Origin of the sequence: Xanthomonas protegens (genome assembly GCF_038442435.1) — a bacterium.
In the GTDB taxonomy this organism is placed as follows: Bacteria; Pseudomonadota; Gammaproteobacteria; order Xanthomonadales; family Xanthomonadaceae; genus Xanthomonas_A; species Xanthomonas_A sontii.
In genome coordinates this window covers 92,234-118,127 of the sequence record NZ_JAQJCQ010000010.1, presented here as the reverse complement: position 1 = coordinate 118,127, position 25,894 = coordinate 92,234, and the positions used below count along the sequence as shown (strand labels likewise).

The following is a 25,894-nucleotide window of genomic DNA, read 5'->3' as shown; positions in this document are numbered from 1 at the left end:
GGTGCCACGATGAAACACATGCGTCTGCCCGTCGTCAGCATGCTGGCGCTGGTCCTGCTGAGCGCTTGTCAGCGGTCTGCACCGTCGGCGCCTTCCACGCCGGCGGCAACAGCGCCGGGCAAGGCTGCCGCCTCGCCATCGCAGGCCTTCGCCGCGCTGCTCGACGCGCAGTGGCAGTACCAGCTCGAACACCATCCGGAGTTCGCCAGCATCATCGGCGACAGCCGCTACAACGATCGCTGGAGCGATTATTCGCTCGCCGCGCTGGAGGCCGAACGCCAGGCCACCATCGCGTTCCTGGCGCGTTTCGATGCGGTCGATGCCAAGGCGCTGTCGGCGCAGGAGCGGTTGAGCCTGCAGATGATGCAGCGGCAGTTGCGCGACCGGCTGGAGGCGATCGCGCTGAAGAACGACGAGATGCCGCTGGAGCCGGTCGGCGGCATCCAGGTGGCGTTGCCGGGCTACGCGCAGGCGTTCCCGTTCGCCAGCGTCAAGGACTACGAGGACTACATCAAGCGCCTGCAGGCGATCCCGGCGCTGCTGGACCAGGTGGTGGCGCTGTCGCGCGCCGGCGCCAGGGACGGGTTGGTGCAGCCGAAGTACCTGCTCGAGCGCATTCCCGCGCAGGTGCGCGAGATCGCCGCGCCGGCCGGGGCCGACAGTCCGTTCGCCGCGCCGCTGCAGCAATTCCCCGCGGCCGTGCCCGATGCGGAGCGGCCGCGCCTGCGCGCGGCGATGATCGCGGCGATCGACCAGCAGGTGCGCCCGGCCTATCGCAAGCTCGCCGACTTCGTCGCCGACGAATACGCGCCGCAGGGCCGTGCCCACGAAGGCCTTTGGTCGCTGCCCGATGGTGCGCGCCGCTACCGCTTCGCGATCCACACCCAGACCACCACCGATCAGTCGCCCGAGCAGATCCATCAGACCGGCCTGGCCGAGGTCGCGCGCATCGAAGGCGAGATGGGCGCCATCGCCAAGCAGCTCGGCTATGCCGACCTGGCTGCGCTACGCAAGGCGGTGGCCCATGACCGCAGGTTCTTCGCCACCTCGCCCGAGCAGATCCTGCAGCGCTACCGCGACGACATCGCGCAGATGCAGCCGAAGCTGCCGACGTTGTTCGGCACGCTGCCGAAGACGCCGCTGGAGGTGCGCGCGATGCCCGCGTTCCGCGCCACCGCCCCCGGTGCCGAGTACTGGCAGAGCGATGCGCAGGGCAGCAAGCCGGGGCTGGTGATGGTCAACACCAGCGACTACGCGCACCGCACCCTGGTCAACATCGAGGCCACCGCGTATCACGAGGGCGTGCCCGGCCATCACCTGCAGATCTCGTTGGCGCAGACCCTGCCGCTGCCGCCGTTCCGCCAGCAGTCGAGCTACAACGCCTACGTGGAAGGCTGGGCGCTGTACGCCGAGCGGCTGGGCAAGGAGGTGGGCTTCTACCGCGATCCGTATAGCGACTACGGCCGACTGGCCGGCGAACTGCTGCGCGCCAACCGGCTGGTGCTGGATACCGGCGTGCACTACAAGCGCTGGACGCGGCAACAGATGATCGATTTCTTCCACGCGCATCCGTCCGACGACGAACCCAGCATCCAGTCCGAGACCGACCGCTACATCGTCTGGCCGGGCCAGGCGTTGGGCTACAAGCTCGGCGAACTGGACATCCTGGCGTTGCGCGAGAAGGCCAGGCGCGTGCTGGGCGACCGCTTCGATATCCGCGCCTTCCACGATGTCATCCTCGGCGGCGGCGCGATGCCGCTGGACCTGCTGAACGCGCGCATCGACGCCTGGATCGCCCAGGTCCAGGCCGGCACCCCCGCCACTTCGGAGACTTCGCGATGACCTCCCGTTCCCGACTGCGCACGGCGCTGGCCCTGGCCATCGCCTGCACCCTGGCCTGGCAGGGCGCTGCCGCCGCCGCGCCGGCAAAGACCGCCGCGCCGGCCTCCGCTGCCCCCGCGGGCGATGCCGGCGCGCGCTTCAAGGCGCTGTACCAGCGCGAGTGGAAATGGCGCCAGGAACAGTTTGCCGGCGCCGACGACGAGGACGCGCAGGGACAGGCCGCCGATCACCTGCCCAAGGTCGATCCGGCCACCCAGGCGCAGCGCACCGCCTACTGGCAGCAGACGCTGCATGACCTGGATGCGATCGACCCGGCGCAGTTGTCGGCGCAGGACCAGGTGAACTACCAGGTCTATCGCCAGCAACTGCAGGTGCTGCTCGACCAGCAGCGGTTCCGCGCCTGGGAAATGCCGTTCAACAGCGACACCGCGTTCTGGAGCGACCTGGGGTTCACCGCGCGCGCCACCCTGCGCAACCGCGAGGACTACCAGCGCTATCTCGGACAGCTCGCCGACATCCCGCGCTACTTCGACGAGCAGATCGCCAACATGCGCGCCGGCCTGGCGCGCGGTTTCGCTCAGCCGACGGTGACCCTGCAGGGCCGCGACCAGTCGATCGCCGAGGTCGCGCAAGCGCCGGGCGAGAGCAATCTGTTCTACACCCCGTTCAAGCAGATGCCGGCGACGATCCCGGCGCCGCTGCAGGCGCAGTTGCGCGCGCAGGCGCGCACTGCGATCGCCCAACAGGTGGTGCCGGCCTACGCCAAGCTGCTGCGTTTCATGCGCGAGGAATACCTGCCCAAGGCGCGCCCGGCGCTGGCCGCCGAATCGTTGCCCGACGGCGCCGCGTATTACCGCGCGCAGATCCGCGAATACACCACGCTTGATCTCAGCCCCGAGCAGATTCATGCGGTGGGCCTGAAGGAAGTGGCGCGGCTGCGCAAGGAGATGGACCAGGCGATCGCCGACAGCGGCTTCAAGACCCCGCCCGGGCAGCAGACCTTCCCGGCGTTCCTGCACTACCTGCGCACCGATCCGAAGTTCTACGCCAAGACCCCGGAAGAACTGCTCAAGGACGCGGCGTGGATCGCCAAGCGCGTGGACGGCAAGATCGGCGACTACATCGGCCGGCTGCCGCGGCAGCGCTTCGCGATCGAGCCGGTGCCGGCGGACCTGGCGCCGTTCTACACCGGCGGCCGCGGTGGCCCGGGTATCTACCTGGTCAACACCTACGACCTGCCGTCGCGGCCGCTGTACAACCTCGCTGCGCTGACCCTGCACGAGTCCTCGCCCGGTCATGCGCTGCAGATGCCGCTGGCGGCCGAGCAGGACAACCTGCCGGATTTCCGCCGCTACACCTTCATTTCCGCGTATGGCGAGGGCTGGGCGGTGTACTCGGAATACCTGGGGCAGGAGATGGGGATGTACGACACCCCGTACGACCGCTTCGGCTACCTGACCTACCAGATGTGGCGTGCGTGCCGGCTGGTGATCGACACCGGCATCCACCACGACGGCTGGACGCGGGAGCAGGCGCAGGCGTTCCTGCGCGACAACACCGCGCTCAGCGAGCACGAGGTGACCACCGAGGTCGACCGCTACATCGCCTGGCCCGGACAGGCGCTGTCGTACTACCTGGGCGAGCTGAAGATCCTGGAGCTGCGGCGCAAGGCGGAACAGGCGCTGGGCGAGAAGTTCGACCTGCGCGCCTTCCATGATGCGGTGCTGGAAACCGGCTCGGTGCCGTTGCCGGTGCTGGAGCAGCGCATTGATCGGTTCATTGCCGAGGGTGGGAAGTCGCCTTGGTCGAAGGAGGCGGCGAAGCAGTAAGCCCCTCTCCCTTCGGGGCGAAAGGGCACGGTTTGCGCGCCACTGGCGCGCGTGCCCTTGAGCGCCCGCGCCGCAAGCGCGGGCCGGGGCGCGGAGCGGGGGGTTGGGGTGAGGGTCGGGCGCGAAGCGCATGCGGTGTTTCAGCTGCACGAGGCTTCGCCCGGACCCTCATCCGCCCCTTCGGGGCACCTTCTCCCGGTGGGAGAAGGGAAGAGCCGGCTTCGGCTGGTTGCTTTAGCCCCTCTCCCCTCGGGAGAGGGGTTGGGGTGAGGGTAGGGAACGCCGCAGATCATCGAATCGCCAGTGACACCAATCCAGCGGGAGACGCCATGGCCGCACAAGGCAAGTTCCACAAGCGCTTGAGCCTGACCGATCTGACCTTCATCGGGTTGGGCTCGATCTTCGGGTCCGGTTGGCTGTTCTCGGCCAGCCACGTCTCGGCGATTGCCGGGCCGGCCGGCATCGTCTCGTGGATCGCCGGCGGCGTGGCGGTGCTGCTGCTGGGCCTGGTGTACTGCGAACTCGGCGCGGCGCTGCCGCGCGCCGGCGGTGTGGTGCGCTACCCGGAGTACTCGCACGGCGTACTGCTGGGCTGGCTGATGGGCTTCATCACCCTGATCGCTTTCTCCAGCCTGATCGCGATCGAAGTGGAAGCGGCACGGCAATACGCCGCGGCGTGGTTCCCCTGGCTCAACCAGGCCGGCAGCACCCATCCCAGCGTCGCCGGCTGGCTGCTGCAATTGGCGCTGCTGGTCGCGTTCTTCCTGCTCAACTACTACAGCGTCAAGACCTTTGCTACCGCCAACAACATCGTCAGCGTGTTCAAGTTTCTGGTGCCGGTGCTGGTGATCGTGCTGCTGATGGCGCACTTCGATGCGCGCAACCTGCACGTGCAGGGCTTCGCGCCGTTCGGTGCGGCCGGAGTGGAAGCGGCGATCTCCGCCGGCGGCATCATCTTCGCCTACCTCGGGTTGACCCCGATCGTGTCGGTGGCCAGCGAGGTGCGCGATCCGCAGCGCAACATCCCGATCGCGCTGATCCTGTCGGTGGCGCTGTCCACGGTGATCTATGTGCTGCTGCAGCTCGCCTTCCTCGGCGGGGTGCCGGCGCAACATCTGGCCAACGGCTGGGGCGGTATCGACAAGGCATTCTCGCTGCCCTACCACGATATCGCCCTGGCGCTGGGCATGGGCTGGCTGGCGGCGCTGGTGATCTGCGACGCGATGATCTCGCCCAGCGGCACCGGCAACATCTACATGAACGCCACGCCGCGGGTGGTCTACGGCTGGGCGCGCAGCGGCGGCTTCCTGCCGGTGCTGACCAAGGTGGACGCCGCCTCCGGCATCCCGCGCCCGGCGCTGTGGCTGAGCCTGGGCCTGTCGGTGTTCTGGACCCTGCCGTTCCCTTCGTGGGAGGCGCTGATCAACGTGGTGTCGGCGGCGCTGGTGCTGAGCTATGCGGTGGCGCCGGTGACCGTGGCCGCGCTGCGGCGCAGTGCGCCGGAGCTGCCGCGGCCGTTCCGGCTGCGCGGCATGGCGCTGCTCGGGCCGCTGTCGTTCATCGTTGCGGGCCTGATCGTGTACTGGTCGACCTGGAACACGCTGTCGTGGCTGCTCGGCCTGCAGATCGCCATGTTCGCGCTGTACGTGCTGTACCGCCTGCCCAACGCCGCCGGCCGTGCGCGACTGTGGCGGCAGGTGCGCGGCGTGCTGTGGCTGATCGTGTTCTTCGCGCTGGTGCTGGTTGTGTCGCGCCTGGGCACCTTCGGCGGCAGCGGCTGGATCGCGCATCCCTGGGACACGCTGTGCGTGGCGGCGATCGCGCTCGGTTGCTATCACTGGGGTTCGCGCAGCGGCCTGCACCCTGAGGAACTGGCGCTGGAAGAGGATGACGGGGAGTAGTCCGTCGCCTGTATGGATGTGTACGTAGGAGCCGCTCTTGTCCCTTTTTTGGGATTAGCTGCGATGGGCTCTCCTGGTAACGCCCGGTCGCGGCTGAAGCCGCTCCTACGAGGAACAAGCGTGCCATCGAAACTCTCGGAAACAGCATGAACAAGTTCGTTGCATCGATCGTCGTTGCCCTGGCCTGCTGCGCCGGCGCCGCCCAGGCAGCGCCCAGCGTCGCCGACTATCAGCGCTCGCTGGGCCTGCGCGAGGCCTGGATCGGCCTGACCGAGAACGTGACCTGGCCGGCGCAGTGGCGCGACGACGACGCGTTCTACTACCGCAAGACCGTGCCGGGCGGTTTCGCCTTCGTGGTCGAGGACGTGGCCAGCCAGCGCAAGCAGCCGGCGTTCGACCAGCAGCAGTTGGCGCGCGCGTTGAGTGCGGCGACCGGCACCACCTATCCGGCGCTGCGGCTGCCGTTCACGCGCTTCGCCTACGTCGCCGAGGGCGGCCAGCCGCAGGCGGCGATCGCCTTCGAGCTCGATGAGACGCCGTGGCGCTGCACCCTCACCACCTACGTCTGCGCGCGCGCCGACAGCGGTCCGCAGCCGCGACCGCGCGGCTTCGGCGTGGTGCGCGATCTCAGCGTACCGGCCGACGCCACCCCGCGGCGCTCGCCGGACGGACGTTGGGAGGCCTATGTCGACGGCAATGCGCTGATGCTGCGCGCGGTGGCGGACGGGCACGTGCTGCGCCTGGCCGACGACGGCCGCAGCGACGATTTCTACGATCCGGAAACGATTGTCTGGTCGCCAGATTCGCAGCGGCTGGCGCTATACCGGGTGAAGCCCGGTTTTCCCCGCCGCGTCACCCGCGTCGAGGCGGCGCCGCCCGGCGGCGGCCAGCCGGTGGTGCGCACCCAGTTGTATCCCAAGCCCGGCGATGCGGTGGACATCGAGCGGCCGGTGCTGTTCGACCTTGGCGCGCTGGCGCGCGGCGGTGCGCCCAAGCGCCTGGCCATCGACGATGCCTTGTTCGCCAACCCCTACCAGCTCTCGCCGATCCAGTGGCGCCGCGACAGCGCCAGCTTCGTGTTCGACTACGTGCAGCGCGGCTTCCAGCGCATGCGCGCCATCGCGGTGGACGCGGCCACGGGCAAGGCGCACGTGGCGGTGGGCGAGGACGCCAAGACCTTCGTGTATGCCGACCGCAGCTACCACCACGATGTCGATGGCCTGGGCCAGGAGATCCTGTGGATCTCCGAGCGCGATGGTTGGCGCCACCTCTACCTGTTCGATGGTGTCAGCGGCCGGATCAAGGCGCAGATCACTAAAGGCGACTGGATCGTGCGCGACGTGCTGCGCGTGGACGATGCGCAGCGGCGCATCTGGTTCACCGCCAGCGGCATGGACGCGGGCAAGGATCCCTACTACCGGCAGCTGTTCGCGGTGGATTTCGACGGCGGCCACCTGACCCGGCTGACCGAGGTCGATGCCGATCACGACGTGGCCATCGCCGACGACGGGCGCCATTACGTGGACGTGTATTCGCGTCCGGACATGGCCCCGGTGATGGAACTGCATGCCATCGACGGGCGCCTGCTGCAGGTGGTGGAGCGCGGCGACATCCGCAAGCTGCAGGCCGCCGGCTGGCGCGCGCCGCAGACCTTCGTCGCCAAGGGGCGCGACGGCAAGACCGACATCTGGGGCATGGTGGTACGCCCGCGCGACTACGACCCGCACAAGAAATACCCGGTGATCGAGAACATCTACGCCGGCCCCCACGATTCGTTCGTGCCCAAGACCTTCTGGCCGTTCGGCTACCACTCCGGCGGCGACAAGCAGATCGGCATGCAGGCGCAGGCCGACCTGGGCTTCATCGTGGTGATGATCGACGGCATGGGCACCGCCAACCGCTCCAAGGCCTTCCACGACGTGGCCTGGAAGAACCTCGGCGATTCCGGCTTCCCCGACCGCATCGCCTGGCACAAGGCGCTGGCGGCGCAGGATCCGTCCTACGACATCGACCGTGTCGGCATCTACGGCGCCTCGGCCGGCGGGCAGAGCACGCTGGGCGCGCTGGAGCGACACCCGGACTTCTACAAGGTTGGTGTGGCCTATGCCGGGTGCTACGACAACCGCATGGACAAGATCAGCTGGAACGAGCAGTGGATGGGCTGGCCGGTAGACGCCAGCTACGCACGTGCCTCCGGCGTGGACAATGCGGCCAAGCTGCGTGGCGACCTGCTGCTGATCGTCGGCGAGCAGGACAGCAACGTCGACCCGGCCTCGACCGGGCAGGTGGTGGATGCGCTGATCAAGGCCAACAAGGACTTCGACCTGCTGGTCGTGCCCGGCGGCGAACATACCGTCGGTCGCTCCACCGGTCCCATCGATTACGTGCAACGGCGCCAGTACGACTTCTTCGTGCGGCATCTGTTGGGGGAGCCGACGCCGGCGTGGAATCGGCTGTAGTTGGGGCCGGGATTTGGGATTGGGGATTGGGGATTCGTAAAGGCGCGGAGATTCCTGGTCCTGCGGAGCCGGGCTTTTCCCTTCTCCCCTCGGGAGAAGGTGCCCCGCAGGGGCGGATGAGGGTACGAGTGGTGCATTGGCGTTTCGGAGGCATCGCGGCGTCCGGACCCTCACCCCAACCTCTCTCCCGGCGGGAGAGGGGCTAGGCTTTTCCCTTCTCCCCTCGGGAGAAGGTGCCCCGCAGGGGCGGATGAGGGTACGGGGGGGGCACTGGCGTTTCGGAGGCATCGCGGCGCCCGGCCCTCACCCCAACCCCTCTCCCGGTGGGAGAGGGGCTAGGCTTTTCCCTTCTCCCCTCGGGAGAAGGTGCCCCGTAGGGGCGGATGAGGGTGCGGGGAGATCCACCAGGTTTTGGGGCATCGCGCGGCCTCCGTGCCCTCACCCCAACCCCTCTCCCGAGGGGAGAGGGGCTTTGGCTACTGGCGCCGGCGCATCCGCTCTTGCCAATCGCCGCTCCCCACTCCCAAATCCCAAACTAAAGCCCCCGCCAAACCAGCCGATAACCCGGCAAGTCTCCCTGCGTCCCAGGCCCGTCATGACCGCCATCGCCCCCAGTTCCTCGATCGCGCTGTCCGGCATGCGCGCGGCGACGTCCGGATTGCAGGTGCGCGCCAACAACATCGCCAATCTCGCCACCGACGGGTTCCAGCGCTCTGTGCCGGTGAACCAGGCGAGTGCCGGCGGTGGCGTAGTCGGGCAGGTGCAGCAGGCCGGTGGGCCGGGCAGCGATCTGGTCGACGACATGGTCGGCACGCTGACAGAACGCACGGCGTTCCAGGCGAATGCGCGGGTCTTGCGCGCGGGCGACGACAGCATCGGCAGCCTGCTCGACGTGCTCGCCTAAGCCGCTCCGGTCCATCGCGCTGCCGCAGCGCAGCACCGCCGCGACCACGCGGCTATGCGATTTTCCGCACCGATCCTCGGCACAGCGCACAAGACGCTGCGGCGCGCGCGGCGCACGATGCGACGATCGCATTGCATCGGGGACGGTAGATGGATCGGAGAGATTTCCTGCGTCAGGGCCTGGCGGTCGGTGCGGTCGCCGGCATGGACGTGCTGGCCGGGCGTGCCGCCGCGGCACCGACAGCGGCCAGCGCCGCGCGTGCGCCGGCACCGCCACAACTGCAGCCGTTGGCGGCCGATGCGCTGGCCGGGCACACCCTGCAATGCCGTTTCGTCGAAGCGGGCGCGACCTGGGAGGTGTACGAAGACCTGCGCCAGCCCGACGGCGACCTGACCCTGCGCGGGCCGAGTGGGGCGCTGGTGCTGGGCAAGCGCACCGAAGTGGTGTACCCGGCCGCGCAGGCGCCGTATTTCGGCATGGCACTGGCCGAAGTGGCGATGGCCGATGCCGATCTGCTCGCCGATCGGCTGTTGCGCGACGGCGACCCGCGCGCCGATGAGGTGCGCGATGTCGCGCCGCCGCCGGCCTCGCAACTGGATCCCAAGGACTACAACGGGCGCCTGCCGTGGACCACCTTCGTCGGCACCCGCGAATGTGCCGACACCATGCCGGTGTACCCGGACGGGCGCACCCGCTGCTATCGCGCCATCCAGGCGTTCCCGGAGCTGGGCAAGGACGAGCTGGTGCGGCGCCGCAGTGAAGGCCTGCTCGGCGGTTGGATGCCGGCGGTGCGCAAGGTGGTGCCGGCCGGCGAGGGCCGCTACTACGACATCCTGCTGTTCGCCGACGTGCTGGCCGAGGACCGCTTCGTGGTGCAGACCTGGCACCGCAGTGCGCTGGTCGAGCACGGCAAGGTCAGCAAGGTGGTGTACGGCTACAGCTATCCCGACTACCCGCCGCGGCGCGGCCCGCGCAGTGCCGAGGATTTCTACCGCGGCCTGCTCGCCTTCGCCGGCTACTGGCAGGCGCAGCTCGCCGACACCGTGCAGGCGCAGACGCCGGACCCGAGCTGGCGCGACATGGCGCGCTTCGCCTTCGCCCGCGAACTGGTGGTGCGTCCGGGCGGCACCTATCCCAAGTACGGCGCGGTGGATCGCGACTACTACGGCAACGAGTACGACGGCTTCCAGGACACCTTCACCAGTTCGCTGTACGCCAACCTGGAGTGGGGCCGCTTCGCGCAGGCCGCAGCGGTGCTGGACGGCTATTTCAGCGACTTCGTGCAGGCCGACGGCATGGTCAACATGCGCGGCCCGGAGACCGGCCAGTTCGGCCTGACCCTGTCGCTGCTGGCGCGCTACCTGCGCTACACCGGCGATGCCGCGCTGCTGCGCAAGCACCGCGACAAGATCGCCGCCACCGCGCAGGTGTTGGCCGAACTGCACGACGCCAGCCTGCGCCTGCCTGCGTCGGCGCCGGGGCACGGCCTGATTCACGGCTGGAACGAATCCGATGCCTGCCTGTTCCCCGATCCGCAGGTGTGGTGGAAGCCGTACTACGCCAACAGCGCGCTGGCCGTGCGCGGGTGGCAGGACCTGGCCGCGGTGTGGAGCGGCATCGCCGGGCCGGGCGGGCAGGCCGCCGCGGCGCAGTGGCAGCGCCGCGCGCAGCAGCTGTCCGCGCAATTGCTGCGCACGTTGCGCGGCAATGTCCGCCGCGACCTGAAGCCGCCCTACATCGGCCCGCTGCCCGGGGCGAAGCTCACCTTCCGCCAGTCCTTGCAGCAGGAACATCCCAGCGAGCAGGGCTGGCCGCACCGCGCCTATGCCGAACTGCTGCAGGCCGACGTGCTGCCCGACGACCTGGCGCACCTGGTCATCGATTGCGTGCGTGGCCACGGCGGCACCAGCCTCGGTGTGGTCGGCAACATCACCGCGCCGACGCCGGAAGCGCGCGACCTGCTCGGTTTCATCTCCTACGGCTACGCGCAGCAGTTGCTGCGCCTGGACCGCATCGAGGAATACCTGCTGTTCCTGTACGCGCACCGCTACCACGTGCATACCCGGGGCAGCTGGACGGCGGGCGAGGTCACCGGCATCACCGGCGGCATGCCGCTGTTCTGCATCCCCGCACAGCTGACCATTCCGCTGCTGCTGCGCTGGATGCTGGTGTTCGAGGACAGCGCCGGCGAAGAGCTGTTCCTGGCGCGGGCAGTGCCGCGCGACTGGTTGGGCAGCGGCGAGGCGATCGCGATCGAGGCGGCGCCGACGCGCTGGGGTAGGGTGTCGCTGGCGCTGCACGCGGATCCGGCGCGCAAGCGCATCGACGGTAGCGTGACGCTGCCGGCACAGCGGCCGGCACGCACCTGGCTGACCCTGCGCGTGCCGGCCGGCACCCGCCTGCAGGAAGTGCGCCTGGACGGGCAGCCGGCGGCGCTGTCCGGGCCGCGCAACGAGCGTGTGCTGATACCGGCCGGCAGTACGGCGACGGTGGCGATTTCCGCCGTCTACGGCTGAGTGGCGAAAAAGTCGGAAACGTCCCGCCGGCCTGCGGGGCAGTGCGGTATTCCGCACGTTTTCCCGATAAATACGACAAGACGCCGCGTGCGTCCTACGCGCACATTGTGACCGTGCAGTGAATGTCCAGGGGGAGATTCGTTGCACGTCACCGGGGACGCAGCGCATGGGTCGTGCGCGTCGCCGTGCAGGCGGCGTCGGGATCGTCCCATCCGGCGGCGCATGCGTGGACACGTCCGTTTTCGTATCCGCCACACGCGCTGGCGACGGGGCGGCCGCCTGGGGAAGGGCGGCGTTCCGGCGATCGCCAGGCTGCCGCTCAGGAGATTTCCGATGCCGTCTTTGCTCGAACGCGTTGCGCCGCTGCTCCCGTGTTCCTGGCGCGCCGCGCCGCAGCCCGGTCCGCTGGCCGCGGCGATCTGCACCGCGCTGGCCCTGCTTGCGCCGGCGGCGCAGGCGCAGGATGCACAGACCCAGGACACCCAGGCGACCACGCTGGAACGCATCAGCGTCACCGGCAGCCATCTGCGCCGGGTCGATGCGGAAACCGCCAGCCCGGTCATCACCATCGACCGCCAGCGCATCGAGGACAGCGGCCAGGACACCCTCGGCCAATTGCTGCAGCAACTGCCGGCGATGGCCGGCAACATGCCCAACGTCGCGCTCAACTCCGGCTTCAGCCACGGCCGCGCGCTGGTGTCGCTGCGCAACCTCGGCCCCGAGCGCACCCTGGTGCTGGTCAACGGCCATCGCATGGCCGGGCCGGCCAGCAGCGTCGCCGCCGCGCCCGGCGTGGACGTCAACGCGATTCCGGCGGCGATGGTCGAGCGCATCGAGGTGCTCACCGATGGTGCCTCGTCGGTGTACGGCTCCGACGCCATCGCCGGCGTGGTCAACATCATCCTCAAGGACAAGTACGACGGCTTCGCCGCCACCGCCGACTACGGCCTGAGCACCCACGGCGACGGCAACCGGCGCTCGCTCGGCCTGGAGTGGGGCAAGACCTGGGACCGTGGCGGGCTGATCCTGGGCGTGAGCCGCAGCTCGATGAATGCGCTGTACGACAGCGACCGCGACTACGCGCGCACCGCGCAGAACTATCTCAACGGCCAGGTGGTGGAGCGCCGCGGCAACGGCACCCGCGCCTTCCTGCGCAATGGCAGCGTGCTGACGCCCAACGCCAACCTGGCGCCGGGCCAGGTCACCGCGGGCGACTTCCACACCTACAGCCAGGCGGTGGAAGGCTACAACTCCTACACCGGGCAGTACCTGATCACCCCGGTGCAGCGCACCAACGCCTCTGCGCACGCCACGTTCGACTTCACCCCGAACGTGCAGGGCTACCTGGACATGTTCTGGACCCGCAGCGAGACCACCTCGCAGCTCACCGCTTACGGCCTGGAACTGCCCAACGCCGCGCAGAACTACTACAACCCCTTCGGCGCCCAGCTCAGCCGCTACCTGCTGCGTTCGGTGCCGGCCAACACCCGCGTCTACACCTCGACGATGTACCAGACCAACATCGTCGCCGGCTTGCGCGGCAAGTTCGGCGACAGCAGCTGGCAGTGGGATGCGGCGGCCGGCTACGCGCACTACAAGGACACCCTGGTGCGCAACGGCTTCTCCATCACCTCGGCGCTGAACAACGCGGTCGGGGCCTCGTTCCGCGACACCGACGGCACCATCAAGTGCGGCACGCCCGGCAACGTGATCGCCGGCTGTACCCCGATCAACGTGTTCAACCCGGACGATCCGGCCACCATCGCCGGCATCAAGGCCACCCAGAGCGCGGTCGACCTGATCGACGAGAGCACGATGAAGTTCGCCGAGGCTAGCGTCAACGGCGACCTGTTCGCGATGCCGGCCGGCGCGGTGCAGGCCGCGTTCGGCCTGTCGTTCCGCAAGAACGGCTTCTCGCAGGGCACCAGCAATCCGGTGGCGGCGGCCGATGCGGAGGGCAACTGCGATTACAACGACGGCTGCATCATGAACCAGGGCCACGACGAGACCGTCAAGGAGGCCTATGCCGAAGTGCTGGTGCCGCTGCTCAAGGGCGTGACCGGCGCGCAGGCGCTGAACCTCAACCTGGGCACGCGCTACTCGCGCTACGACTACTGGGGCAGCACCACCAACAGCAAGGTCGCGCTGGAATGGCGGCCGATCGACAACCTGCTGATCCGCGCCACCGGCTCGCAGGTGTTCCGCGCGCCGGCGCTGGGCGATCTGTACGGCTCGCCGTTCAACGGCGTGGTCGACGACGCCGGCACCTATACCGATCCGTGCAACGGCTACACCGGTGGCGGCAATCCCGCGGCCTGCGCCAACGTGCCGACCAACGGCAGCTTCGTCAACAGCTCGTCCTTCACCGTGCTCACCACCGGCTCGGCCAACGCCGGCTTCGCGATCAAGCCCGAGCAGGGCCGCTCCTACAACATCGGCGCGGTGTACGACCCGGGCTGGGCCGAGGGCCTGTCGTTGAACCTGGACAGCTGGCGCGTCACCCTGGACGACATGATCAACGGCACCGGCCTGGATCAGGTGCTGCAGAACTGCTACGACGGCCAGAGCGCCTACTGTCCGCTGATCAAGCGCGGCCCCACCGGGCAACTGGTCAGCGTGACCGTGCCGTTCGCGATCAACAGCGGCAAGGTCGACATCCGCGGCGACGACCTCGGCATCAAGTACGCCCTGCCGGAGACGGCGTGGGGCCGCTTCCGCGCCGGTGTCGATGCCACCTACCTGTCCAGCTACAAGTTCAGCGGCGATCCGCACAACTACGTGGGCGAGCAATCCAGCTACGGCAACCTGCCGCGCTGGCGCGCCAACTTCACCCTCGACTGGGAGAACGGCCCCTGGCACGCGAGCTGGAACACGCGCCTGATCGGGCGCACCACCGTCGGCAGCGCCTACGAGGACTTCTGCGTCAACACCGCCGCCGACGGCAGTTGCGTGTACTTCCCGGTCGGCACGGTGACCTATCACGATGCCAGCGTGAGCCGGAAGTTCGAGAGCCTGCATACCACCCTGGCGCTGGGCGTGAACAACCTCGGCAACCGCACGCCGCCGCGCTACTACGGCTACGCCAGTGCGGCCAACACCGACGCGTTCACCTACGACACGCTGGGACGCTACTTCTGGGCACGGATCAGGACCGAGTTTTGAGTCGCACGTCTGCACCCGGTGGCGCCGCATCGCGTGTGCGGCGCGGCGCCATCGTGCTCCTGGTTGGCCTGTCGTTCGCTGCGACTGCGGCGTCAGCCGCCGTCAGCGACCTCGACCGCGACGGCGAAGGCCTGCAGCCCAGCAATGCTGCGATCGGCATGCCGCACTTCAAGGGCGATGCGCATCCTTTGCCGGATAGCGGCGTGGCGTTCGCCCCGGGACAGGGCCAGTTGCAGCGGATGTTCGCCGCCGACCTGGCGGCGGGTGCCGGCAGCGCGCCCGGCCGCGATTTCTGGATCGACCGCCTGCTGGCGCGGCAGGGCACCGGCGGCGGTTTCGGCGACAGCAACAACTGGCTGTTCAGCCGTGGCCGTGCGGCCTACCTGTACACGCACAAGCCGGAAGAGCCCGGCTTCGTCGGCGACGTGGCTTACGTGCACAAGACCGGCCATGACGCGCTGTTCCGCCTGCAACTGGAGCGCGACGGCGTGCCGATAGCGCTGGTCGAGGACAGTGCGCAGCGGCGGCAGACGCCGAGCTATTTCAGCAGCGTGTATGCCGGCGAAGGCGTGCGCCTGCAACTGGTCAAGTTCATCAGCGAGCAGAACGTGGCGGTGGCCGAAGCCACGGTGTCCAGTATCGACGGCGTCGCGCATAGCCTGACTTTGCGCGCGGTTTCGCCGATGGCCACGCATGCGCAAGGCGCCGAATTGACCGGCGCCTTCGTCACCCACAACGCCATCACCACCTTGTTCCCGCGCCTGTCCGGCGATGGTTTCGTGGTCGATGGCGCGAGCATCGCGCGGCCATTGGCTGTACCGGCACACGGCACCGCGCCGACGCTGAAGGTGCAACTGGGGCTGGTCACGCGCGAACTGCCGGCCTCGCTGCAGGAATACTGGCGCATCGCCGCGCAGTCGCCGCAGCAGGCCTATCGCGACCATGTCGTCGCCTACAACCGCTGGTGGGCCGACAACCTGCCGTACCTGGACACGCCCGAGGACAATCTCGACAAGACCCTGTTCTACCGCTGGTGGTTGCTGCGCTTCAATTTCCTCGACGCGGCGGTGCCCGGCAACGACTACCAGTTCCCGGTGGCGATCGAGGGCGTGCTCGGCTACGACAACGCCATCGTGCTCACCACAGGCATGTTCATCGACGACCTCAAGTACCTGCGCGATCCGCTCTACGCCTACGGCTCCTGGCTCGGCGCGGGCGAGACCGCGGGCGGCGGCAAGTACGTGGACAACCCCGGTGCGCCGGAGAACTGGTCCAACTCCTACGCCCAGTACCTAAGCGCCGCCGCCTGGCGCGCCTACCAGGTGCATGGCGGTCCGCCGGCGATCGCCGGGCAACTGGCGCGCTACGCCAGCGACGACGTGGACGCGTTGTTGCGCGCCTACGACCGCAACGGCAACGGCCTGATCGAATACGACTGGGCGGCGATGACCGGCAACGACGCCGACGCGGTGTCCTTCGACTGGGCCAAACACCATGGCGCAGCACGCATGGATCGCAGCGAGAGTGCGTACGTGTACGCCAACGCGCTGGCCGCCGCACAGGCGGCGCAGGTGGCCGGCGACGCCGCTACCGCGGTGCGCATGCAGGCGCTGGCGGCGAAGATCCGCCGCGCCGTGCTGGAGGTGCTGTGGCAGGACCGCAGCGCGCAGGCCGATGGCATGGGCCTGCATGGCGACCTGCTCAAGCAGCGCCAGGCCGATGGGCCACGGCTGCCGGTGGACTGGAAGGAAACCAACAACTACTACCCTTTCAGCGTCGGGCTGATGCCCAGGCACGGCGATGCCGACGACGACCCCAAGTACGTGCGCGCGCTGCGCCTGTTCGCCGACGCCCGGCAATTTCCGCTGTTCCCGTTCTACACCGCCAACCAGGCCGATGCGCAGGCGCGCGGGGAGGGCGGCAGCAACAATTTCTCGGTGATCAACTCCACCGTGGCGTTCCGCCTGCTCGGCAGCGTGTTGCGCAATTACCCGAGCCCGTACCTCGATGCGTCCAGCTACCGCAAGCTGCTGTACTGGAACGCGTGGGCGCACTACATCGACGGCGACAACCGCTACCCGGACCAGAACGAATTCTGGGCGCAGGGCAGCGCCGCCGACGGCGGCCGCATCGGCTACCGCTCGTGGATCCACCACACCCAGCTCGGCGCCACCAACTTCACCGTGATCGAGGATGCAATGGGCCTGCGCCCGCGCAGCGACGCCCTGATCGAGCTGTATCCGATCGACATCGGCTGGGACCATTTCGCCGCCGACCGCCTGCGCTACCGCGACCGCGACCTGAGCATCGTCTGGGACCGCGACGGCCACCGCTACGGTGGAGCCGCGCCACAGGGCTATTCGCTGTACCTGGACGGCCACCTGGCCTTCACCGTCGATCGCCTGGCGCACGTGCTGTACGACCCGGCCAGCGGCCGCGTGCAGGCGGTGCCGGATGCGGTCAATGCAGATGCGGCGTCGCTGCGCGTGCTGGCCGCGCATCGGCTGGCGCTGCAGGCGCCGCAACAGGTGCGGTTTCCCGGTACGGCGCGGATCGGTGCGGTCCTCGCCGACGCGGGGCTCGACATCGCGCTGCCGCCCGGCGCGCGCAATCTGGCGCAGGGTGCGGCGGTCAGCGCCAGCCATGCGGCAGACGGATTCCCGGCCACGGCCGCGGTCGACGGCAGCACCGCCAACGAGCCGTTCTGGGGCACGGCCGGTTCGCCCGCTGCCAGCGATTGGCTGGAACTGGATCTGGGCCAGCCGCAGACCCTGGACGAAGTGCGCGTGTACTTCTATCGCAGCTCCTCGCCGCCGGGCGAACAGCATGGTTTCCCGTCGGGCACGCGCGCCGGCTACGCGCCGCCGTGGCTGTACGTGCTGCAGTACTTCGACGCCGGCGTGTGGAAGACCGTGCCCGGCCAGGTACGCGAGACGCCGATCGCACAGGGCAACCGCAACCGCATCCGTTTCCCGCCGCTGCGCGCGCAGCGCTGGCGTTTGCAGGTCACGCATGCCGGCGCACTGCGCACCGGCATCAAGGAACTCCAGGCCTATGCCAGCGGCGCCGCCGTGCCGGTGGCGCACGGCAACCAGGCGCCGCAGGTCGAGGCCTGGCAGGAAGACGGCAGCGCGGCGGGCGGCGTGATGCGCCTGGTCGGCCGGGTCGGCGACGACGCGTTGCCGAACGGCACGCTGGCGCTGCACTGGCGCACGCTGCAGTCACCGCCCGGCGGCGCGGCGCTGTTCGAGCAGCCGCAGGCGGCCACCACCGAGGTGCGCTTCACCGCGCCCGGCGCCTACACCCTGCAACTGCAGGCCGACGATGGCGCCTTGCAGGGGCACGCCGAGGTCGCGGTGATCGCCGCGCCGACGCCGGCCGGGCAGACGCTGCAGGTACAGGGCGAGGCCACGCCGAGCGCGCAGTTCACCGCCGGTCATCACCGCCTGCAGGCGCTCAACGATGGGCTGCTGCCGGCGCCGGACCAGGTCCCGTCCGCCGACCGCCGTTGGGGCAGCTGGGGACGCGCGCAGCCCGCCTCGGTGTGGGTGCAGTATCAGTGGTCGCAAGCGCAGCGGCTGAGCGCGGCGGCGCTGTATTTCTGGGACGACCAGCCGCAGGGCGGGGTGGCGTTGCCGCGCGCGTGGACGCTGCAATACCTCGACGGCACGCAATGGCGCGAGATCGCCGTGCGTGGCGGCTATCCGGTGCACGGCGATGGCGCGCCGAGCCGGGTCGCGTTCGCGCCGGTGGTCACCACCGCCTTGCGCGCGGTGCTGCAGACCGCCGTGCAGGGCGAGGGCCACTACGCCGTGGGCTTGGACGAATGGCAGGTGTTCGCCGAGCGCGCGGTGGCGACCGAAGCGGTAGACGTGCGCATCGCGCCCGGTCAGGCGCCGACGCTGCCGGCACGCATCGCCGGCTACTTCGCCGATGGCAGCTGGGCCTGGCTGGGCGTGCGCTGGTCGCAAGTCGATGTGGGTGCGCTGGCTGGCGAGGGTCGCGTGCAGGTGCAGGGCCTGGCCGATGGCGACGTGCCGGTGACTGCCAGCATCTGGGTCCGCGCGACCGCGCCTGGCCAGCTCACCACCGTGCAGGCGCCACCGCCGCTGCACGTGCGCGTCGCGCAGGCGCCGGCGCTGCCGGAGCGGGTCTCCGTGCAGTACAACGACGGCTCGCGCGAGCGCGTGCCGGTGCAGTGGCCGCCGCTGGCGCCGGCTTCCTATGCGAAGCCGGGTCGCACGAGCGTGGTCGGGCAGGCGCAGGGCCGCGATGGCACCGGGACGCTGCCCGTGCGGCTGGACCTGGTGATCGAGGCGGAGACGACGCCATGAACCGCCATCCCGTGCGCAGTGCCGTCGCCTGTCTGCTGGTGGCCTGTGCTGCCTACATCGGCGTTGCCGCGGCCATCGCCGCCACACCGGCGGTGCCGTGGTCGCGGCAGGTGCACGCGCAGGGCAATCCGATCCTGGCCGATGGCCGCGCCTATTCGGCCGACCCCGCGCCGCTGGTCGCCGACGGCAAGCTCTACATCATCGCCGGCCGCGACGAGGCGGCGCCGGAGGTTAACGACTTCGTGATCGACCGTTGGCAACTGCTGGTCACCGATGATGTCGGTCGTGGCGACTGGACCCATTACCCGACGCTGCTGCGTCCGCAGCAGGTATTCGCCTGGGCGGCGCCCGGCCACGCCTATGCCGCGCAGATCGTGCAGGGCCCGGATAAACGCTACTACCTGTATGCGCCGGTGCAGGAAGCGCAATCGCGCAATACCGATCCGTTCGCGATCGGCGTGGCGGTGGCCGACACTCCGCTGGGGCCGTGGCGCGACGCGCATCCGCAGGGACCGATCCTGTCGCAATCGCTGCCGGTGCCCAACGCGATCCAGAACATCGACCCGACCGTGCTGGTCGACGACGACGGTCGCGTGTATCTGTACTGGGGCACCTTCGGCAAGCTGTTCGGCATCGAACTGGAACGCGACATGGTCACGCCGAAGGGGCAGGCGGTGGCGGTGACCACGCTGGACGGCTACTTCGAGGCGCCGTGGCTGTTCAAGCGCAACGGCACCTACTACATGGCCTACGCCGGCAACCATGCCGGGCCGGAGTCGGAGTGCACGCCCACGCTGTACCACGCGTGCATCGCCTACGGCAGCGCGCCGTCGCCGCTGGGGCCATGGACCTATCGCGCGGTACTGCTGCCGCCGGTGTCCTCGACCACTTCGCATCCGGGCATCGTGCAATTCAAGGGCCAGTGGTACCTGGTCTACCACACCGCCGATGCCAAGGGCGGCGGGCATTTCCGCCGCAGCGTGGCGATCGACCGGCTGCAGTGGGACGACACCCGGCAGCCGGCGCGGATCCTGCCGGTGGTGCCCACGCGGCGGCCGCAGCCGCCGTTGCCGCCGCGTCGCAACCTCGCCCGCTATGCGCAGGCCAGTGCCTCCAACGGCCCGGACATCCCGCACCAGTACTGGATCGCCGCGCTCAACGACGGGCAGGTCAAGCGCAATCCCCTGCCGCCGCAGTTGTGGGGCAGCTGGACTGCGCACAACCCGCCGCAGCAGTGGCTGCAATACAGCTGGGCGCAACCGGTGACGCTGCAGCGCAGCCGCATCCTGTTCTGGGCCGATCATCCGCCTGGCGCCGACACCGGCGTGGCGCCACCGGCACGCTGGCGGCTGGAATACCGCCGCGATGGGCGCTGGTGGCCGCTGGCGCAGAGCACGCGCGCCCCTGCTGCCGGCCGTTGGCAGACGCTGCGCTTTGCGCCGGTGACCACGCGCTGCATGCGCGCGGTGCTGGATGCCGCCGGCGGCGGCGAGCGCTACGCCGCGCTGGCGGTACAGGAGTGGGAGATGCTGGCGCCGCATGCGCAGCGCCTGCCGCAGGCGACCGCTGCGGATGTGCAGCGCTGCGACATGCCTTGAGGCGAGGCGTGCATGCCGATCGAGCCGACCTCATAGACCTTCGCGGGCGCATCAGTTGCAGCACCTGCCGCTGATGTCGGCGGCAGGTGCCGGCCGCATCATGTTCCTGCCGTGACGTCGGTTTGATTTTCGGACTCTGTGCGGAATTATCCCAATTCCATGAGGATAACCGTCGGGTGCATTGCGTTTGAGTGGACTAGTCTGGCGACGCGTTGCCGATGCGCGAGTGGCTGCCGCGCTGCGTTTTCGTGGCGTTTCGCCGGAGGCGAACCTGGATCCGCTTGCCATTGGGTGGTGGCGGATGCCTCAATCACTCAGGCGGGTGCGTCGGAACGCGCGTCGATCGTCCTATTTATCCAATGTCGTCGGACAAGAGGAGTGTAGCGCCGTGAGAATTGCTGCTTCTCGATTCATGCGTCTTATCTTCATGGTCTGCCTGTCGGCCGTTCTGGTCCTGGCTGCGCAGCATGCGCATGCGGCGGTCTGCACTGCCGGCCAATGGATCGCCAATCCCGGCGATACCGACATGCCGGCCGTTCGCTACGAAACGCAACACTTCGCGTTCCGCTGGAAGGATGGACAAGCCGTTTCGCAGGATGACGTCGCCTCGGCAGCCAAGGAACTGGAGTTGATCTGGGCTGCCTACATGGAGCGCGTCGGGTTTCCCGAGCCTTACTGCAATATGGGAACGAAGTACAAGGTCAGCGTCTACCTGGACCACAGCTTCGGCCTGAACGGCGGTACCTCCGCCAGCGGCGGCATGGGCATGTGGATCAACCCGGACCAGTTGGGATACCACTGGGGCCTGGCGCATGAATTGACCCATGGTTTGCAGGGCAGCACCGGCGGCTTGCGTGATTCGCCGTACGTCGGCTGGATCTGGGAATCGCATGCCAACTGGATGGCGCATCAGTATTTCCACGACGATGTGCAGTGCTCGGAGATGTTGGTGAACTACCCGCATCTCTATCTTGGCTCGACCCGCGATCGCTACTGCAACTGGCAGTTCATGGAGTACCTCAAGGATCGCTTCGGTTACGCGATCATCAACGATCTGTGGGCCAAGGCGCCCAAGCCCGGCGATTCCCGCCAGGCCGATGCCGATCCGTTCTCGATCATTCGCGACAACATGGGCTGGAGCCAGTCGCAGCTCAACGACGTGCTCGGCGACTGGGCCATGCACAACGTGCAGTGGGACTACATCGACCCGGACGGTCGCGACCATGGCGCCGTGATGCGCCAGCAATACGGCAGCAATACTGCGTTCGATCCGGAAAACCTGTCCGATGAGACCAATCGCGATCGTGCCCTGCGCCTGACCCAGCTGGATCCGGTGCAGGGCCAGACCGGCGGCTACCAGGTGCCGTTCGGCTGGGCGCCGCAGCGGTGGGGCTACAACCTTGTCAGGCTGATTCCCGCGGCGGGTGCGAATGCGGTCGTGGTGAAGTTCCATGGCAACGTGCAGCAGAAGTCGGCGGTCGACACGTTGCCGGGTCTGGCCAACGATCCCGAGACGATCGGCACGCCGGACTCGGACTGGCGCTGGGGCCTGGTCGCGATCGAGGCGAGCGGCAAGCCGCGCTACAGCGCGTTGCAGAAGGGCGCCGATGCCGCGCTGTCGTTCCAGGTGCGCAGCGATGACAGCGACCTGTATCTGGTGGTGATGGGCGCGCCGAGCAAGATGCAGAAGATCAAGTGGGATCAGTCGTACTACTCGGTCTACCGCTACCCCTGGAGCGTCACGCTGGAGAACGCCTATCCGTCGGGCCAGCAGCCCGGTGCGCCGACGCCGACGCGCGTCGGCAGCCGCCATCCCAACGGCGGTGGCTGGGTCGCGCAGAACGCGTATGTCGCCTCAACCGCCTATGTCGGCCCACAGGCGCGGGTGCTCGGGGGCAAGGTGCTGGGCGATGCGCGGATCGAGGACCACGCGACGATCCTGGGCGGGCAGGTGCAGGACGGCGCCGTGGTCGGCGGGTTGAGCCTGCTGCAGGACGGGGTGACGATCAAGGATCGCGCCCAGCTGCATACGGTGTTCAAGCCGGCAGGCGCGTTCGGTGGGTTCACGCTGTCCGGTTCCGCGCAGATGCGCGGCGACCTCGAGCAGCGCGGTGCGTCGGCCAGCAAGGGCGTGTTCTACGGATACGTCGATGCGGACACGGTGACCAATCCCGACGATGGCGCCGACTTGACCGACGCGGTGCCGGAGGTCACGGCGAAGCCACGCTGATCGACCGGCAGTGACTGGCAGGCGGTGTCGCGGCGGATGCACAGTGCGTTCGCTGGACACCGCCACGGTGTCGCGATGCCGGCATGACGCAACGCGTCGTGCAGGTGGCGCATGAGCCGAAGGGCATCGGCGTGTCGGCCGCGTCGCCTGCGCTGTCCGCAGGGCTAGGTCGCCGGCGCCAGGCCGGCGCGGCGATTCGGCGGAAATCCGCATCTGCACGCATCAGTGGGGACAAGACGCGCTGTCACCCGGATGACACAGTGACCATGGATCCGCTGGTCATTGCCCCGCGGAGTCGGTGTCCCGACATCTCACACAGGAGCAGTCCATGCCTCGATGCGTTTCTTTCCCGCATGCCGCCTTGCACGCGGGAGGCCGGCGATGAGCGGGCAGGGCATGCATCGGCATGGCGCCGCCTGCGCGCACGCATCTTCCGACGCGGCTGGGGCCGCGCTGGATCCCTCGCGACGCCGCTTCCTGCAATGGAGCGCGCTGGCGGTGGCGGCCGGGCTGCTGCGCTTCCCGCTGGACGCCGCCGCGTCCACCCCGGGCCGGGTGCAGGCGTTGCCCTTGCAGCAGGTCACGCTGAAGCCGTCGCTGTTTTTGGATTCGCTGCAGACCAACCGCCGCTACCTGCTGGAACTGGAGCCGGACCGTCTGCTGCACAACTTCCTGCAGTACGCCGGCCTGCCGCCGAAGGGGGCGGTGTACGGCGGTTGGGAGGGCGACACCATCGCCGGCCATACGCTGGGCCACTACCTCAGCGCATTGGCGAAGATGCACGCGCAGACCCGCGATCCCGCACTGCGCGAGCGCATCGACTACATCGTCGCCGAACTGGCGCGCGCGCAGGCGAAGGACCCGGATGGCTACGTCGGCGGGCTCACCCGCAAGAACGACAACGGCGCCATCGACAGCGGCAAGCTGGTGTTCGAGGAAGTGCGCCGCGGCGTCATCAAGGGCAGCAAGTTCAATCTCAACGGCAGTTGGTCGCCGCTGTACACGGTGCACAAACTGTTCGCCGGCTTGCTCGACGCGCAAGAACTGGCCGGCAACGCACAAGCGCTGCAGGTGCTGTTGCCGCTGGCCGGCTATCTTGCCGGTGTGTTCGACGCGCTCGACCACGCGCAGATGCAGACCCTGCTGGACACCGAGTTCGGCGGCCTCAACGAGTCCTACATCGAACTGGGCGCGCGCACCGGCGATGCGCGCTGGGTCGCCATCGGCAAGCGCCTGCGCCACGAGAAGGTGATCGACCCGGCCGCGGCCGGGCGCGACGAACTGCCGCACATCCACGCCAACACCCAGGTGCCCAAGTTCATCGGCGAGGCGCGCCAGTTCGAAGTCGCCGGCGATGCCGATGCGGCCGCGGCGGCGCGTTTCTTCTGGGAGACGGTGACCGCGCACTACAGCTATGTGATCGGCGGCAATGCCGACCGCGAGTATTTCCAGGAGCCGGACACCATCGCCGCCTTCCTGACCGAGCAGACCTGCGAGCATTGCAACAGCTACAACATGCTCAAGCTGACCCGGCACCTGTACCAGTGGACGCCGCAGGCGCGCTACTTCGACTACTACGAGCGCACCCTGCACAACCACACCATGGCCGCGCAGCATCCGGCCACCGGCATGTTCACCTACATGACGCCGATGATCAGCGGCAGCGAGCGCGGCTTCTCCGACAAGTTCGATTCGTTCTGGTGCTGCGTCGGCAGCGGCATGGAAGCGCATGCGCAGTTCGGCGATGCGATCTACTGGCAGGACGACGCATCGCTGTACGTGAATCTCTATATCCCCTCGCGGCTGGACTGGAGCGAGCGCGATCTGGCGCTGGAACTGGACAGTGGCGTGCCCGACAACGGCAAGGTGCGCCTGCAGGTGACGCGCGCCGGCGCACGCGCGCCGCGCCGGCTGCTGTTGCGGGTGCCGGCCTGGTGCGAGGGACGCTATACCCTGCATGTGAACGGCAAGCCCGCGCGCGCGGTATTGACCGATGGCTATCTGGCGCTGGAGCGCGACTGGCGCGCCGGCGACGTCATCGACCTGAACTTGGCCACGCCGCTGCGGCTGGAGCACGCCGCCGGCGATGCGGACACGGTGGTGGTGATGCGCGGGCCGCTGGCGCTGGCCGCCGACCTGGGGCCGGTCAGCACGCCGTACGACGCGCCGGATCCGGCGCTGGTGGCCGCGGCCGATCCGCTGCGCGGCTTCGCCGAGTTGCCGCAGTCCGGCCATTTCCTGGCCAGCAGCACGCAGCCGCCGGGCCTGACCTTCGTGCCGTTCTACGCGCAGTACGAACGCCGCAGCGCGCTGTATTTCAAGCGCATGGATCCTGCGCAGTGGGCGCAGGAAGCGCAGCGGCGCGCGCGGCGCCAGGCCGAGCAGGACGAGCTGCGTGCGATCGCGGTGGACATGATCCAGTTCGGCGACGAGGCCTCCGAGCAGGCGCACCAGCTGCGCAGCGACACCTCCTTCGGCGGCGCCTACCGCCGCCAGCAGTGCCGCGACGTGCGCGGCAAGGGTTTCGTCGAGTTCCGCATGCGCGGCAGCGCGCAGCCGCTGGCGTTGCGCCTGCGCTTCTGGGGCAGCGACAAGGGCCGCTTCAATATCCTGGTCAATGGAAAGCTGGCTGTGGAAGTGGCGGTGGAGCGCGGCCAGGTGATCGATTTCGTCGACCGCGATTACCCGCTACCGCCGGCGCTCACCCGGGATGCGCAGCCGCTGATCGTGCGCATCGAGCCGCAGCACGGCGACACCGCCGGCCCGCTGTTCGGCGGTTGGTTGATCCCGGCGTGACGCGCCATGGCGCGAATCGTTGTCATCGTCGCGCACGGCCGATTGCAGCGTGTGCCTGTCGCGGTCGTGTTCGCGCGACACCGCGCCATGCCGCGGCACGTTGCCACGTGCAGGCGCAGAGCCGCACATGACCATGCATGATTCCGCATGCGAAACCGCGAATCGCGACAAGACGTGGCCGTGCATCCACGGCACAGTGTGACCGCGTGATGAAAATCTGATCGCATCGTCGTACCGGCCGTGGCGCCGGCGCGCGCCACCGGAGCGCCGCCGTCGTCATCGGACGTCATCGCAGTAGCGGGGGAGCCGCGCACCGGCCGTGC

Annotated in this window: 11 protein-coding genes; all 11 read left to right on the top strand. The window is 68.8% G+C overall.

Annotated features, from left to right (window positions below; genetic code table 11):
• Positions 1–9: 9 nt before the first annotated feature.
• The 11 genes from PIQ37_RS12850 (at position 10) to PIQ37_RS12800 (ending at position 25,571) form a co-directional block, all read left to right on the top strand.
• On the top strand, positions 10–1,842 hold the full coding sequence (locus PIQ37_RS12850) for a DUF885 domain-containing protein (protein WP_342073782.1): 1,833 nt from the start codon (positions 10–12) through the stop codon (positions 1,840–1,842).
• Positions 1,839–3,671: a DUF885 domain-containing protein gene (locus tag PIQ37_RS12845; protein ID WP_342073781.1), complete on the top strand. Its 1,833-nt coding sequence runs from the start codon at positions 1,839–1,841 to the stop codon at positions 3,669–3,671. Before PIQ37_RS12850 ends, PIQ37_RS12845 begins: the two co-directional genes overlap by 4 nt.
• A 329-nt stretch (positions 3,672–4,000) precedes the next feature.
• Positions 4,001–5,572 carry an APC family permease gene (locus PIQ37_RS12840; RefSeq protein ID WP_342073780.1) on the top strand — a complete coding sequence of 524 codons (1,572 nt, stop codon included), beginning with the start codon at positions 4,001–4,003 and terminating at the stop codon, positions 5,570–5,572.
• Between the two features lie 146 nt (positions 5,573–5,718).
• Positions 5,719–8,031, top strand: a complete 2,313-nt coding sequence (locus PIQ37_RS12835) for a S9 family peptidase (protein WP_342073779.1) — start codon at positions 5,719–5,721, stop codon at positions 8,029–8,031.
• A 595-nt stretch (positions 8,032–8,626) separates the two neighbouring features.
• Positions 8,627–8,935: a flagellar basal body protein gene (locus PIQ37_RS12830; RefSeq protein ID WP_342073778.1), complete on the top strand. Its 309-nt coding sequence runs from the start codon at positions 8,627–8,629 to the stop codon at positions 8,933–8,935.
• A gap of 149 nt (positions 8,936–9,084) precedes the next feature.
• The gene (locus tag PIQ37_RS12825) at positions 9,085–11,451 is read left to right on the top strand and encodes a glucosidase family protein (protein WP_342073777.1); all 2,367 of its coding nucleotides are present in this window, start codon (positions 9,085–9,087) and stop codon (positions 11,449–11,451) included.
• 333 nt (positions 11,452–11,784) lie between these two features.
• A complete protein-coding gene (locus PIQ37_RS12820; RefSeq protein WP_342073776.1) occupies positions 11,785–14,613 on the top strand; it encodes a TonB-dependent receptor in 2,829 nt (942 codons plus the stop codon).
• A gap of 158 nt (positions 14,614–14,771) precedes the next feature.
• Positions 14,772–18,947, top strand: a complete 4,176-nt coding sequence (locus PIQ37_RS12815) for an Ig-like domain-containing protein (protein WP_342073826.1) — start codon at positions 14,772–14,774, stop codon at positions 18,945–18,947.
• Positions 18,944–20,545, top strand: coding sequence for a family 43 glycosylhydrolase (locus tag PIQ37_RS12810; RefSeq protein ID WP_342073775.1), 1,602 nt, complete (start codon positions 18,944–18,946; stop codon positions 20,543–20,545). The genes PIQ37_RS12815 and PIQ37_RS12810 overlap by 4 nt, the downstream gene beginning before the upstream one ends.
• 412 nt (positions 20,546–20,957) lie before the next feature.
• The gene (locus tag PIQ37_RS12805) at positions 20,958–22,775 is read left to right on the top strand and encodes an Svx/AvrXca family virulence/avirulence protein (RefSeq protein WP_407136652.1); all 1,818 of its coding nucleotides are present in this window, start codon (positions 20,958–20,960) and stop codon (positions 22,773–22,775) included.
• Between the two features lie 381 nt (positions 22,776–23,156).
• The gene (locus tag PIQ37_RS12800; RefSeq protein WP_342073774.1) at positions 23,157–25,571 is read left to right on the top strand and encodes a glycoside hydrolase family 127 protein; all 2,415 of its coding nucleotides are present in this window, start codon (positions 23,157–23,159) and stop codon (positions 25,569–25,571) included.
• Positions 25,572–25,894: the final 323 nt, after the last annotated feature.